Source organism: Thermodesulfobacteriota bacterium, from assembly GCA_040753795.1.
Taxonomy (GTDB): Bacteria; Desulfobacterota; Desulfobacteria; order Desulfobacterales; family Desulfosudaceae; genus JBFMDX01.
The window spans coordinates 204,551-218,722 of the sequence record JBFMDX010000007.1 but is presented as its reverse complement, the minus strand read 5'-3'; the positions used below and the strand labels follow the sequence as shown (position 1 = coordinate 218,722).

The 14,172-nt window shown below is 45.4% G+C and carries 11 protein-coding genes; 10 read left to right on the top strand and 1 reads right to left on the bottom strand.

Translation table 11 applies throughout. From position 1 onward, the window contains the following. Window positions 1–91: 91 nt before the first annotated feature. A complete protein-coding gene (locus AB1724_10930; GenBank protein ID MEW6078318.1) occupies window positions 92–295 on the bottom strand; it encodes a WYL domain-containing protein in 204 nt (67 codons plus the stop codon). A gap of 244 nt (window positions 296–539) precedes the next feature. Here AB1724_10930 and AB1724_10925 point away from each other — a divergent pair, with 244 nt between their 5' ends. The 10 genes from AB1724_10925 (at window position 540) to AB1724_10880 (ending at window position 14,140) form a co-directional block, all read left to right on the top strand. Continuing rightward, window positions 540–1,559 (top strand): hypothetical protein, encoded by a 1,020-nt coding sequence (locus tag AB1724_10925; GenBank protein MEW6078317.1) that lies wholly within the window; start codon window positions 540–542, stop codon window positions 1,557–1,559. A gap of 602 nt (window positions 1,560–2,161) precedes the next feature. Continuing rightward, window positions 2,162–4,210 carry an AAA family ATPase gene (locus tag AB1724_10920; GenBank protein ID MEW6078316.1) on the top strand — a complete coding sequence of 683 codons (2,049 nt, stop codon included), beginning with the start codon at window positions 2,162–2,164 and terminating at the stop codon, window positions 4,208–4,210. A 28-nt stretch (window positions 4,211–4,238) separates the two neighbouring features. After that, window positions 4,239–6,623, top strand: coding sequence for a DNA polymerase III subunit alpha (gene dnaE, locus AB1724_10915; GenBank protein MEW6078315.1), 2,385 nt, complete (start codon window positions 4,239–4,241; stop codon window positions 6,621–6,623). A gap of 147 nt (window positions 6,624–6,770) precedes the next feature. Then, on the top strand, window positions 6,771–7,109 hold the full coding sequence (locus AB1724_10910) for a hypothetical protein (GenBank protein ID MEW6078314.1): 339 nt from the start codon (window positions 6,771–6,773) through the stop codon (window positions 7,107–7,109). A 15-nt stretch (window positions 7,110–7,124) separates the two neighbouring features. Continuing rightward, window positions 7,125–7,862, top strand: a complete 738-nt coding sequence (locus AB1724_10905) for a hypothetical protein (protein MEW6078313.1) — start codon at window positions 7,125–7,127, stop codon at window positions 7,860–7,862. Between the two features lie 104 nt (window positions 7,863–7,966). Beyond that, window positions 7,967–8,935, top strand: a complete 969-nt coding sequence (locus tag AB1724_10900; protein MEW6078312.1) for a hypothetical protein — start codon at window positions 7,967–7,969, stop codon at window positions 8,933–8,935. Between the two features lie 12 nt (window positions 8,936–8,947). Beyond that, window positions 8,948–10,273: an MBL fold metallo-hydrolase gene (locus AB1724_10895; GenBank protein MEW6078311.1), complete on the top strand. Its 1,326-nt coding sequence runs from the start codon at window positions 8,948–8,950 to the stop codon at window positions 10,271–10,273. Window positions 10,274–10,603: 330 nt separating this feature from the next. Beyond that, a complete protein-coding gene (locus tag AB1724_10890; GenBank protein ID MEW6078310.1) occupies window positions 10,604–11,836 on the top strand; it encodes a hypothetical protein in 1,233 nt (410 codons plus the stop codon). Next, window positions 11,829–13,211, top strand: a complete 1,383-nt coding sequence (locus AB1724_10885) for a hypothetical protein (GenBank protein ID MEW6078309.1) — start codon at window positions 11,829–11,831, stop codon at window positions 13,209–13,211. Before AB1724_10890 ends, AB1724_10885 begins: the two co-directional genes overlap by 8 nt. A gap of 359 nt (window positions 13,212–13,570) precedes the next feature. Further along, window positions 13,571–14,140 carry a flavodoxin family protein gene (locus AB1724_10880; protein ID MEW6078308.1) on the top strand — a complete coding sequence of 190 codons (570 nt, stop codon included), beginning with the start codon at window positions 13,571–13,573 and terminating at the stop codon, window positions 14,138–14,140. The last annotated feature ends 32 nt before the right edge of the window (window positions 14,141–14,172 follow it).

The following is a 14,172-nucleotide window of genomic DNA, read 5'->3' as shown; positions in this document are numbered from 1 at the left end:
GGCGGCCAGCGCCACTTTTGCCTTGAATTCCGGGCTGTATTGTTTCCGTTTCTTGATCATGTAAAGCTCCTTTCATGTTGTGAATCAGAGCTTAGCACATTGTCCAGTTTTTGGGGACCACCGCAGACAGCACCTTGACCTCATCCCCGTGTGCCAGCACCCAGGAAACCACCTCCGGCGCGGATGCGGCAGTAAACGTCAGGATATGTTTTCCGTCTTTATTCTCCCTGATTTTCTGGTCCGGACTAAACCGTCTTTCACGGGCATAAGCCGCGGCACAATGAAGGGCGGACAAGAGAAGGCTAAGTCGATTGTTGCCAAAATTAGATTCGGCTCGCTGGGGGATTTATTTTTGTGGAGATTGTGGAGGTGTTCATGCTATGTCTTTTTGAGGGGAAAAAGGGAATTAATGGCCGTTAAAAAATGAACGTTTGGTTTGAAATTGCAAAACAAATAAGATCCGGTGCTTTTAGAGCAAACCAAGGGAACGACTACGATCGAAAACACCCTATAAACAAATTTAAAACGGGCTTTAAAAAATGAACAATTTGTTTGAGTGTTCCCCAAAGGAGTTGGTTACAGATGGGTTTTTAGAGTGGTTTATAACAGAGCTTGATGCTGATCCGACTACTCGCAGCCCAATAAGCATGTTTTTCTATACGCTTGGACTATGTGATTCCTCAATGGATTCTATTGCTATCGATAAAATTTCAAGACAAGAAAAAAATACCGATTTAATTATACGGTACCATGTTAATGGTATAAAAACAGACGCGCTTTTTGAGAATAAAACATACACCTCAACACATTCAGGCCAACTTAAAAGGTACAAAGATGAATTTCCCGGCTTCAAATACTATAAGTATATGAAGCTTGGGTATATTTTTTATCAGGAAAGAAAAGATGCTGCACAGGCAGGTTATACTGTTATCGATGTATATCAACTTAAATTAGCATTGGATAGCGTTCCTTTAAACAATATGCTTGTAAATCAATATAGAGAGTTTTTAGGCGCTCGTTTTATTGATGTACAAAATAAAATTTTCAGGGAACTTGTTAGAGATAATAGACATTCTCTTTTAGAGGATAGCCATGGCCAGGCACAACAATATATTTTAAGTGAACTACATCACGATTTAGATAGTCAAATACCATACCTTAATTTCAAATATGCGGGGAATAAAGGTGGTACTCTTTGGACACAACTAGATATTGCAAGAAGAAAAGATGCTTACGGTAGTAATTCAGAGGAACTTTTGTTCTGGCGGATTGATAAACGTGGCAAAGGTTATTATTTACGGTTAAATCAATATTCAGAAATTAAGGATGCAAATTATTGGCCGCAAAAAAAGGCCAATCTTCAAATATTAAGAAACCATATTGAACCGTTAATGAAATCTAAAGGGCTTGTATTGGATAAACCCAACAACAAAGGTATGAACGAATCTGAAATAACAATATTATTCTTTGAAGATAATCATATAGAGCTGATAAAGAAACATTTAACAGATCTGAGTATAGATATTTATAAATTTTATTCATCATACAACTGGGTATAACAGCAACAAATAACACTCCTTCCAGGCAGTTTGACCTCTCATGCTGTTAAGCTACCCTTTCTGAAGTTTCTCTTCGAAGTTCAATAGTTTTCCACGCTGGTTTTCCTTTGTCAGGCCATCCTGACTTCACTTTCACTGATTCCCCGGCTCATTTTATTGTAAAAACTGGTCTTTTTTTGTTCAAGTCGCTGCCATTTCGATCAAAGTTCGAGAAAAACAGGTCTGTGCGGCACTTGTTTTATTCGAAGGACAATCAATTTTTCTAAAAGCACTTATCGAAACGTCTAATGAAACGATTGCCTTCTATAATGGTATCAAAAGAAACAATCAAATGGACGATTACGCCATAGACGAAATGGCACAGTGGTATGTGCGGCGCACAAAAATAATGGAGGAAGGCAATTATGGAGTACTGGCAATACCGGATAATCAAAAAAAATCAGATGCGAGGAAGGATCGTGTTCTCTCCCCACGGAGTTCGTGACAGGGACGAATCGTTCGTGGTGAAAAAATGTTGTGTTTACATGCTAAGGCTTATGTCCTGGCGGCTGGCGTTAACCGACGAAACTATGGAATTTCTTTGCTGGATCGCCGGAAATAACATGTCCCGGATCGGGGATTTCTTGCTGCCCTGCATACCGGAAGAGCAGCGGCATGAATATGAGGACGAGCTGGCATCAGAAAAGGGAAATCTCTGGTCTTACGGCCGGACGCTTATGAAAATTTTGAACTATTGCCCGATTAACTGGGTTGTCGCGGATTTTACCAGCTTTATCACATCAATACTGGAAGAAGTTGAGCGTGACCTGGCCGGTTGCCCGGGTTCAGATCTTGAGAAAAGTATTGCCCGTTTGAAGAGAATATTCAATTTGACCGATCTTGAAGCTGACCTGAGCTTCTTCTTTTTTATGATCGATGCCTACAACGGCCCGGAAAGCTACTTTGAAAACCATCTGAAACTGACTACTTTTCAGGGGCGCGGAAATTTGAGCACAATTCTCGGGGCAACCAGAAGCGATATCGACGCCGCTTTCTACAAAACACTGGCCCCTGCCGGTCTGATTGACCCCAGCGGCGGTCGCATAAATGTTTGTGATGAAGTACGTGCTTTTCTGGAGGGTCCCGGCGCTGACATCCTGACGGAAAAAAACCTGAAGCGAATAAAAGGCAAGGACACATTGCCCCTGGATGCACACTTTATTCCTTCGGAAGATATAAGCCACATGCTTTCCCTGCTGGATAGAAAAACAGATTCGGCCACTCACTTTCTGTTGTACGGCCCTCCCGGAACCGGCAAAACCAGCTTTGCCCGGGGTCTGGCAAGGCATCTGAACGACCCGGTTTATGAAATTGTTTCGCAGAAATCCGAAGAGAATGAAAGCAAACGGCGGCGGCTGGTATTAAGCGCATGCGTCAGCAGTATGAATCGGGATAAAGGCGCGGTCTTTATTATGGACGAGGCGGATAACGTCCTTAACACGGAAGATGCTTGGTCTCGGCGCGGAGAAACCCAGGACAAAGGCTGGCTGAACAACTTGATGGAAAATCCCGGCCTGCGCATCATCTGGATTGTTAATCATATACATGCCATCGAGGACTCTGTCCGGCGGCGGTTTGCCTTCAGTATTCATTTTAAATCGTTTAACCGCCAACAACGGGAGCGCCTATGGGAAAACATCGTCCGGCGTCATCGATGTAAACGATATATCAACGACCAGGATCTGAAGATGCTGGCGCAGGATTTCCAAACCAACGCCGGGGTTATTGACCTGGCCGTTAAAAAGGCCAGGGAGGCCGGGCATCATCATCGCACGGCTATGTTGCAGGCCATCAGGCAGGGGGTGGAGGCGCATCAGACCCTGGCCAATGGCGGTTACAAGAAAGACGACCCGGCCTCCCTTGATGCCTGCTATTCCCTGGAAGGGTTGAATATATCGGCCGACATTCAGTCGGTATTGTTCCAGGCGGAGCAGTTTGACGGTTATTTGAAAAGCGCCGGAAACATTCAGGCGACTTACAGCTTTAACCTGCTTCTTTACGGTCCGCCCGGTACGGGAAAAACCGAATTCGCCCGTTTTCTGGCGCGTCACCTGGATCGGGAACTGCTGGCCCGGCGATTAAGCGACATACTGGACCCATATGTTGGTATGACCGAACATCACATCCGCGAAGCGTTTGATCGGGCCGCTAATACGGGCGCGGTTCTGGTTCTTGATGAAGCGGACGCGCTTCTTTTCCCTAGGCAGGGAGCAATCCGATCGTGGGAAATCAGCCACACCTCGGAACTGCTGACCGCCATGGAACGGTTTCGGGGGGTTCTGATTGCCACCACCAACCGGCTGGACGGCGTGGATTCCGCGGCCATTCGACGGTTTAACCACAAGATTGCGTTTGATTTTCTGACCACGGACGGCAATCGCCTTTTTTATGACCGTATGCTGGGTCCGATTGCATCAAGCGGGCTTAACGAAGAATCCGCTTGCGCGCTTGACCAGTTACGTTGTCTTGCGCCCGGGGATTTTAAGATTGTCCGTGATCGGTTTGCCTTTTACCCGAAGGACAGGGTCACGCCGGCCATGTTAATCGAGGCCCTGCGGCAGGAGGCGGATATTAAGCAGAAACAGAGCGGGAACAAAACAATCGGCTTTTAAAGCGGGAAAAAGAAAGTAGGGCGCTATCATGACTGCTGAGAAAAAAGAGTTTGTTCATCTGAGCGTACACACCGGTTTCAGCCTGTTTAACAGCACCATTGGCATGAATGACCTGGCCAGACGTATCAGCGACCTGGAAATGAAGTCCGTGGCCATTACCGACGATGGCGTCATGTACGGTGTGCTGGGTTTTTATAAAACAATGATTTGGAATGGTATCAAACCGATCATCGGTTGTGATTGTTATCTGGCGCCACGAACCATCGCGGATAAAACCCTGATTGACCACCAGAAGGTCACCCGGCTGACCCTGCTGGCCGAAACAATGGAAGGCTATCGCGGCTTATGCCGATTAGCCACCATTGCCGCCACGGACGGGTATTACAATTGCCCCCGGATAGATCAGAATCTTCTGCGGCAGCACCATCAAGGGCTGATCTGTTTATCCGGAGGGATGCAGGGAGATATATCCGGGTTGCTGGCGCGGGGAGAAGAGAAGGAGGCTGAAGCAAAGGCCCGGTTTTATCAGCAGGTGTTTGGTGAAAACAATTTCTTTCTGGAAATCCAGTGCACTCAAATGGCCGGTCAGGCGGAAGTCAATCATGCCTTGTGCGAAATGAGCCGCAAAATGTCCATCCCTTTGGTCGGCACCAATAACTGCCGGTATCTTGAATCCGGTGACGGGGAGTATCTCGAAATTCTGCGCTGTGTGGGAGAAGAAAAAAAGCTCAGCGATCCGGATCGGCCGACAGTTGAATGCCATCAGCTTTATGTCAAATCGGCTGAGGACATGCACGCTTTGCTGGCTGATTTTCCTCAGGCCGCGGAAAACACCAACCACATAGCCGCCCGCTGCACCGTTGAGTTTGATTTTGAAACACGTCATCTTCCTTGCCCCGGGCAGGAAGAAGAAACCGGTCAAAATGCCGATGACATATTGAAAGAAAAAGCCGAACAGGGGCTTCTGCAGCGATTAAATGCGCGACAACTCTATGAAACCAGGCAGGGCGATCATCTTTATAAAACAAGACTGGCCCATGAACTGGCCGCGATAAAACAGGCCGGAATGGCCCGATATTTTCTGCTGGCCGCGGAGATTGTAGATTATGCCCGAGGCAATGACATACCCGTCGGTCCCGGGCGGGGTGCGGCACCCGGCATTCTGGTCTGTTACTGCCTGGGCATAACCGGTGTCGATCCCCTGTCTCACGGCCTGCTGTTTGAGCGGGCCTTTAATGCCCGATTTACAGCCGACATCGGTCTGGATGTCTGCGTCAATGGGCGGGACCGGATCGTCAAGTATGTACTGGATAAATATAATCAGGGCGATGTGCTGGAACATGGGGCGGCGCATATCATTACCTTCGGGAAGATGAAAGCCAGAGCAAGCGTCAGGGAGGTCGGCAATGTGCTGGGAATTCCCCGGGAGGAAACAACCAAAATTATTAGCATGATCCCTCCTGATGCATGGGACCTGGAAGATGCTCTGACAAGAAAGCCGGTATTAAGAGAAACAATTATGTCCGATTTGATATCCGGCGCTATGCTTGTCCGGGCCTGCCATAAATTGAATGGATTGCCCCGATACCCTTCAAAGCATGCTGCCGCAATTGTTATCGGGGATAAGCCGTTGACCCGCTATTTACCTCTTTCCGTAACAAGAGAAACGGTTGTCACCCAGTTTGAGACCTGGCAAGTGGCATCTCTTGGCTTATATAAAATAAACCTGCTGGGGCTCAGGGCGCCAACCATAATGAAGGAAACGATTGCCCTGATAGAAAAACAGGGGAAAACACCGCCGGATTTAACCGCTCTTGATTTGAAAGACGAGCCGACTTACCAGCTGCTGTGCCGGGCCGACACCGATGGCGTTTTTCAACTGGAAAGCCAGGGGATGAAGGACCTGCTGACAAGGATAAAACCGGATGTTTTTACGGATATTACCGCGCTTATTACCCTCTATCGCCCGGGGCCATTGGAAAGGGGCCTGGCAGATGAATTTATTGCCCGAAAAAACAGAAAAATAGAACCGGCCTGTCTTGTTTCTGAACTAAAGCCGATTTTCGAAGAAACCTATGGCCTCATATTATACCAGGAGCAGATCATGCAAACTGCCCAGAAACTGGCTGGATACTCCCCTGAAGAATCAGATATTCTGCGCCGGGCTATTGGTAAGAGAAAAGTCGAAGAAATCGCATTTCACCGGCAAAAGTTTATCCATGGTTTGGTGGCTAATCAAATCAACGAAAAATCCGCGCAGACACTGTTTGACCAGATTGCGGAATATGGGCAATACGGATTCATCAAGTCACACGCCGTCGCTTATGCCATGCTTTCATATCAAACAGCTTATTTAAAGGCACATTTTCGGGAAGAGTTCATGACAGTATGGCGGAACTACCGCGTTCATTAACCGCCTTCAGATGTGTGATCCGGACGGATCAGATAAAGGCTGAGAAGCTTTCGGCTCCGATCGTTCCGGCCGGAAAACCTGTTGACGGTTAAAGCAGATGAGCGTTATCATCCTGAAAAATGAGGGGGAAACAGGAGGGGAACTGGAATGTCTTTTTATCAATATTTTGATGGGCTATGCCCCGAATGCCTGTCAAAAGACATGAATAAAGAACTCTGGTTGAATCGGGGCGATCTGTTTGAATGCCCACAATGTCACCTCCAGATTTCACTCGCCTCTGGTTTACGTGCAACCATCTGCCGGAGACGGGGCCACGGAAAATTCAAATCACTTGAAGACAGATATTACGCCGCAACCAATCACGCCAGAGGATTATTACTGGTACGAGAAAGCCTTACCAGGCCTTATGAAGCCGACGGGCTTGATACATTTGAATCCGCGGGTGAATTGATAAATTATTTGAGCGAAATCAAAGAAGCTGAATGATGCGTCGGAGGTGTTATGGGTATCATTGATGATCTGGCAAAGGAAATCAGGCATGAGATCGATGCGCTTGAAGAAGGCGAATTCGGAGAAGCATTGATCGGGCGCAATAATGTTCCCGTAGTTTCCATAGAGAAATATCTCAACCCGGAACCGGATGTCCTCAAAGAAAACGAGTCGCCTTCCGAACGTCTTGAATGCAGAAAGATTCTTGGACTTTACATGCCCATGAGCAGTCCCGGCCGGATCTATCTATCAGCACGTAATCTCCGCGGCTTTTTTTGGAGCCTCGTCCACGTAGTCATGATGCGTGTCCGATATATTTCCAAAAACGATTTGGTGTTCGGATTTCATCTAGTTACCTTAAAAACATACCATCATGAGCTCTTCCATTTTTATTGTGACGTTTTAAGGGCTTGGTTCGGCGGCACCTATGATGCACTTACGGAGGAGGCCCTTGCCGTTGCCTGGGCCAGAATAAAAATAGCCCGAGAGAGGCAGAAATGGCAGGCTCAGATTGGAAGAATGAACCCCATTGTTTTTAATCAGATGATGTTCAATGCGTTCAATTATACATCGCCGGGGTACAGGGACTGGCCGAAATATGCCGACGAAGCCATGTTTAAACAGGGCGTAACAGCGTATTTGTCTCCCCCGAACAATACCCGTTTGCTCAATAACGGTGTTGATGTAGACGGAATGCTGTATGCCCTCCTTAACAATATCAAGGGCGGATACGTTGAGGCGGTATTATGAGACCTTTCAGATTATATGGATTGAGGTAACAGGCCTAAATTATATGCCTGGAAAAAGCGATATTGAGGGCCTTCATAGGACCGATTAAATCAAGAGGTGTAAAAATGCAACAATTGATAACCGATGTAGAAAAACTTTGGACCTCGAATCAAACTTTTGAAAAAACAATTTCGGGCTGGATAAATGATATAAACAAAAATATGCCAGAGGTTCAAAAGGCACGAAAGGCTTTTCATGAATGGAAGCCTCTCAAGGTATATACAAGTGTTACAAAATTGAAGAAAGCTACACCATCTTTTTCTGTCCGTCTTTTAGGGCAGGAAGTGGCTGAAATCAGGGTACTCAAGCATGGCGCTGTTAAACTTTATATCACGGAAAAACCTATCAATCATGTGGCGTCAAATAAAAAATACTTTGGACTTACTTTTAATAAAGATGATTTTCCAGTCGATTGGGATAGCAAAGAAGCAAAAGATTTTCGCAATACATTTAAGTTTTTGCAAAAAAAAACAACTCATTCACCGGAGCACCAGATTGAAACAAAAATTATAGAGGCGATGAAAAACCCGCCCACAAAACGGGGTATGCCCGGTATCCAGCCAGTTCTAATTGTTGGTTGTCCCCTCCAAGTACCGTTACCAGTAAAAGCTTGTAATGGCAAACCGGAGCCAAGTAATAGAGGCGGCAATATAGATATCCTTGCACGAAGAGGTAGGGGCCGGGGGACAAGGCTTTCTGTATGGGAGCTAAAAAAGCCGGGATTATCAACGCAAGCCCTAATAAAAGCCATTAAACAGAATCTTATCTATGCGAGTTCACTTGTCATGATGTTGCGTTCAAGCTCTGGCAATGCATGGTATAATTTATTTGAGTTTGGGGGTAGTGTCCCCAAAGAATTAAAAGTTGAATCTGTATTGACAATTGCGCTAAGCGACAAAACAATTTTTTCAAACGCAATCAGCATGTTTAAACAAAGGCCTCCGTTATCAATAAAGAACGATAGTATTATCCCTTATGTGGCTTATTATGATGACAGAACTTACAAAGTAGTATCAATAAATCAAATAACATAACGGTAAATGTTAATGCAGATCATCCCCCACAAAGGTACCCATGAGATCGGCGGAACTTGTGTTGAGTTAAGGTCCGGCGGTCATGGTCTGCTTCTGGATATGGGGTTGCCCTTGGTCAATCCCGATGGCTCGGAGTTTGACGACAAGACGGTCAAACGACCGGTGGATGAACTGATAAACAGCAAGGTTCTCCCCAATGTACCGGGTCTTTACGATGATTCAGATTGCGGCATTTCCGGGATTGTGCTGACCCATGCCCACCGGGATCATCATGGCCTCGGCCATTTTGTCAAACCCGGGGTTCCGGTTTTGGCCAGCGAGGTCACAAAAAAACTGATCGGAGCAAACCGTCTGTTTTTCCCCGACCAGATCGATCCGGCACGCATAACAACCCTCCCGGCCTGGAAACCGGTCTCGATCGGTCCATTTACCATCAAAGCCCATCCGGTAGACCACTCCGCGCCTGGCGCCATTGCGGTTGAAGTCGAGGCAGACGGAAAAAAAGTGTTTTTTACTGGTGATCTTCGGGCGCATGGTTATAAGCATCGACTCTTTGCGCATCTTATCGTTCACCCGCCAAAAGATGTGGATGCCATGTTAATGGAGGGGTCATCGCTGGGCAGAAAGCCCGGGGAATATCCGTATCCGGACGAACCCGCTGTCCGGGACGCGATTATCGATGAGATCAAAGACAGCAACAGGCTGGTACTGTTATTCTGCGCGGCCCAAAATGTGGACAGAATTGTGACCGCCTGCCGGGCGGCCCAGGCAACGGGCCGAAGCCTGGTCATAGACTATTATACCGCCTATATCCTTTTTTTATTAAAGGAGGAGTCGAAAAACATTCCCCAGTATTTCTGGGATGATATTCGGCTGCTATATTTCCATGGCCATGGTAATGCGCTTGCCGATGCCGGCCATTTCGGGTTCTTAAAAGCCCTGAAAAAAAGAGACGCCAGAATTTTTCCGGATGAATTAAAGGCCAACCCCGAGAAGTTTTTTGTTTTAGCCCGGGCCAACAGACGGTTGGCAGAACTGACAGACGGACTTGATCCCGCCAGGATACAATGCATCTGGTCCATGTGGACAGGCTATTTGAGTGACCCGGACAGTATCTTCACCAGTTTTTGCCAGAAAAAAAACATCACCTACAAACAGATTCATACCAGCGGCCATGCCACCATTGCCGATCTGGGCCGGCTGGTCACAGCTGTCAATCCCGGCATTCTTATCCCCATTCATACGTTTTTCCCCGACGATTATACGCAGTTCATCGATCCTGCCCGCGTTAAGGTGCTAAATGACGGGGAGGTGTTAGATTTAAAAATATTGCAATAGTAAAGCTGAAACACCTCAAAGCGAGAATTATTGCTTACCATAATTATACCAATCCACTGGATTCTTGGCGAAGATAAAATCTTTTAAGTTTGAGCAAGAACTAGGGGGAAAAAATTTTTCTGTTGTTCTGTTACGAAATGACTGGAATAAAGGGTGTGTTGACCAAAAGCATCAGGCAATAATGATCCAGCACAAACAGTTAGAACAATTGACATAAATAGCAGCCTTAATGTATATATAAAATATTAGGGGATTTTGTCTTGTGTCGCATAATAAGCGTTCTTTATTTTTATTTTAGCTTTTTAGAACAGTAAAGAAAGGGTCGGACCCGTGAAAAGTCTGATCAACTATTTTTTGTTAATTGCGGCTTTTGTGATGGCCTATTGTATTAACAACGTTTCTGCAGAAGGCAATAAAAACCAAGCAGAAGCAATTACAGTGGTGGCCACGGGAATCGGGCTGGATTATGAAAGTTCCTTTAAAAATGCACTTTCAAATGCAATCCAACAAGCTCTTGGGACAGTTGTGGATGCCGAAACGTTAGTTAACAATGAGACAGTAATCAAAGATCAGGTTCTGACGTACAGTGACGGGTTTGTAAGTGAAGTCCAAAAAATAAAAGATGAAAGAAGGCCAGACGGTTTATTCGAGTCATCTATTAAAGCCACTGTCCAAAAAAAAAAACTAATTGAAAAATTACGGGAAAAAAATATCAGTATAATTTCAGTGGATGGAACGTCGTTATTCGCTGAAACATTAACTCAGATAAAGACGCAAACGGATGCTAAAGAGTTATTCGCAAAAGCATTAGAAGGTTTACCAATCGGATTACTATCTCCTCGAATAGTTGATCAAAATCCAGAAATTACAACAAAAGAAAATGATGGCGCTGTGGTCTCCTGGAAAATGGAAATTTTATATAATCAAGCAGACTACTATGATAAAGTTGCGCCCTCACTTCAGGGAATCTTAGAGCAAGTTTGTGTCGATAAATCAAAAGACTATACATCTACCAACATTCCTCCCCCAAGTGGTATGCAGCAGCCAGGATGGGAATATCCACTATGGGATGTTGAGCAGAGGTTAGCAAAAAAATATAATAGCGACCAATATAGAGTAATATATTTGAATATTGGAAGCAATAGCAGCGGGGATAATTTAAGATGGAATTGGTATGTTCTTGATGAGAAAATATTTACATTTGCATTGAACAAGTTTAAAAGAACGCAGTATCCACTACGAATTGAATTGATTGGGTTGCAAGGAGGTATATTAAAATCAAACGAATTGAAGTGGGATGGCCATCATGAAACAAGAGGGTTTGTGCCTAATGTTGAACTTTATTTTTTACACTTTCCTTTTTTTGTTCATTCCTTTTCCGATCCGTCACGGGATGCCTTTGTTTGGATGATTTCACCTTTTTTCTTTGGCTCTGTAGGAGAATATCATCGAGGATTCAGCTTAAATTATATTACTAAATTAAGTTTAGAGGAAATGAAGAATTTAAAAGAGATAAAATGCTATTTTATTGAAGAAGAGCAGGCAGGAGAAGAAGATGATTAAAAAAATTTTTGTTTATCTGCTTATGTATTCCGCCTTCTGTTTTTGTGAAAATGCTTCATGCGCAACCATTAACGCCGATGACTTTCTTCCTCCCGTTCAAGCAAAAACTCCTGAGGAGCACGCTAAACGGATAACAGTAAATCAACCGCAATCAGTTACCATTGAAAAAGATCAATTGACCAGCCAGAAAGCAGTTACTGCCAGTACAGCTCAAGATGCAATCAATACCGTTGTTCAAAAGAGAGAAACTGGCTGCAAAATGATAAAATTCCCAAGCGGGTTTGGTTGGGTCGCGTGTGGTCAGAGCAGCTATCGAGAAATGAATAACTCTACCGCTACTCGTATTTCAAAACGTAATGCATATCTTAAAGCTTTTATGCAATCAAAAACCAGCTTAGCAGAATCTTTGAATGGGCTTTCAAATTCCGGAAAAGACAAGATCCGGCAAACACTTAGCACCATTAATACTGAAACTGAATCGTTGGCAACGTCTAAGGATGATTCACAAGAAACCCTGGAGCAAACGGTTCAAATGTTGTTAAGGGGATTTGTGGTGTATGAAGTCTTTGATGATACCGCTAACAATTCGGTATGGGTAAGTATTGTTACCACTCCCAAAACACAGGGAAAATATAAACGCCCGGATGTTAACAGCCTACAGGCAGATACAATAAGTGATGGCTTAAACGCAGTTTTAGTTGAAATCCAAAACGGTCTTGTTCCACCGATAGGGGGGAAAATTGTAACAGTTGACCAAACTGGTGAAATTGCTTTTGTCGGCTTTGGAAGCGCAGTTGTGCAGGCGCACCAAAATTCTACCATGCAGAACAAGTTAAATCTTCAAGCTGAAAGAAATGCGAGCTTGCGCGCCAAAGATGCCCTCTGCGGTCTGATCTTGGGTGATGATACCAGTTGGCGTGGAAAGCTGGATGAGCAAACCAAAGAAAGCATCGAAGATTTTGAAGAACTTAAAGCCAAAGATGTTGCTTCTTCCCCCGATCCTGTTGAATATAAAAAATTTGATCAGACTAAACAGACATTTATAAACAAGATTAAGTCTTCCGATGAGTGGGGAAGCATTCGCCAGGGGATTCTACCACCTGGGGTTACTTCAAAATCTTGGATGGATGATGATAATGCAATTGCATATGCTGTTTCAGTTTATCTTCCTAGTGTTTCGGCTCAGGCGGAAAAAACAGCTAAAGAAATGCATGAAAATACAATTATTAATCCTGACACAAGCCAGTCCGCTGTGGACGGAGGTGAAAACACTCAAAGCGGTTTTTTAGATGAAAACGATCCAAACATAGATCGCCCCAAAACGGAGATCAAGCAGGGCCCCTCTGGAAAAGTTCAGAAAGACGAGGATTTATAAGGGTTGAGTGGCGCTTATTGCTCGGCTTAAACTGTCCGGGAAGATTTTAACTTTTACAAACAATCAACCCTCTGGCAACACATCAGCATTTGTTTTTGACGGCCCATTGTTCCCAAAACGACTTTTGGTGGCCAAAAAAGCAAATAAAATCAGGTGGAATACGCCTGGGGAACGCTTTCTCACGCCTGTAACGAGGGTTCAATTCCCCGTGGGATCACCCAAAAATCAAAACGGGTTGGGAGATCTCTAAGCCCGTTGATGATATCGTCATACAAAACATGCTGGTTCACGGCTTATCGGTATGACGGGGGCACTCGGGTTTCCGATATGTTTTCAATCATGTTCCGGGGAGGATTAAAATGAACGTACTGGGTATCATGGGAAGTCCGCGAATCGGCGGCAACAGTGATGTTCTTCTGGATGACGCGCTGGCCGCTGCGGAAGCGGCCGGGGCCAGGGTGGAAAAAATCATCCTGGATAAAAAGAAAATATCCGGGTGCAAGGACTGCAAGAAGTGCAACCAGACCGGTCTGTGTGTCATCAAAGACGACATGCCGGCCATTCACAAAAAGATACTGGAAGCGGACGTCATTATCCATAGCGTTCCGGTCTATTTCTGGTCCATGACCGCGCAGATGAAAGCCTATCTGGACAGGTGGTGCGCTTTTTTTGATGAAAACTGGAGCTGGCACAAGGAGTACGGTGCCATAATGAAGCGCAAGCGCGTCGGGGTCATCACGGTCTGCGGGGACACCAATGTCCATACGGCCGACCCCGTAATGCATAGCTTTAAATCAACGGTTGATATGACCGGTATGCACTGGCTGGGCGTCGTCATGGCTTCGGCCGCCAACAAGGGAGATATCATCCGGGACGAGAAAGCCAGGAAAAAGGCGGCTGACCTGGGCCGGAAGGCCGCCACGCCTTAACGACTCCACCCGGGGAGTTCGATATAGTAATA

Excerpts from the sequence above, each read along its gene's own strand:
- AB1724_10925 (MEW6078317.1), top strand. The coding sequence starts at position 540 with ATGAACAATTTGTTTGAGTGTTCCCCAAAGGAGTTGGTTACAGATGGG.
- AB1724_10920 (MEW6078316.1), top strand. The coding sequence starts at position 2,162 with ATGTCCCGGATCGGGGATTTCTTGCTGCCCTGCATACCGGAAGAGCAG.
- dnaE (MEW6078315.1), top strand. The coding sequence starts at position 4,239 with ATGACTGCTGAGAAAAAAGAGTTTGTTCATCTGAGCGTACACACCGGT.
- AB1724_10910 (MEW6078314.1), top strand. The coding sequence starts at position 6,771 with ATGTCTTTTTATCAATATTTTGATGGGCTATGCCCCGAATGCCTGTCA.
- AB1724_10905 (MEW6078313.1), top strand. The coding sequence starts at position 7,125 with ATGGGTATCATTGATGATCTGGCAAAGGAAATCAGGCATGAGATCGAT.
- AB1724_10900 (MEW6078312.1), top strand. The coding sequence starts at position 7,967 with ATGCAACAATTGATAACCGATGTAGAAAAACTTTGGACCTCGAATCAA.
- AB1724_10895 (MEW6078311.1), top strand. The coding sequence starts at position 8,948 with ATGCAGATCATCCCCCACAAAGGTACCCATGAGATCGGCGGAACTTGT.
- AB1724_10885 (MEW6078309.1), top strand. The coding sequence starts at position 11,829 with ATGATTAAAAAAATTTTTGTTTATCTGCTTATGTATTCCGCCTTCTGT.
- AB1724_10880 (MEW6078308.1), top strand. The coding sequence starts at position 13,571 with ATGAACGTACTGGGTATCATGGGAAGTCCGCGAATCGGCGGCAACAGT.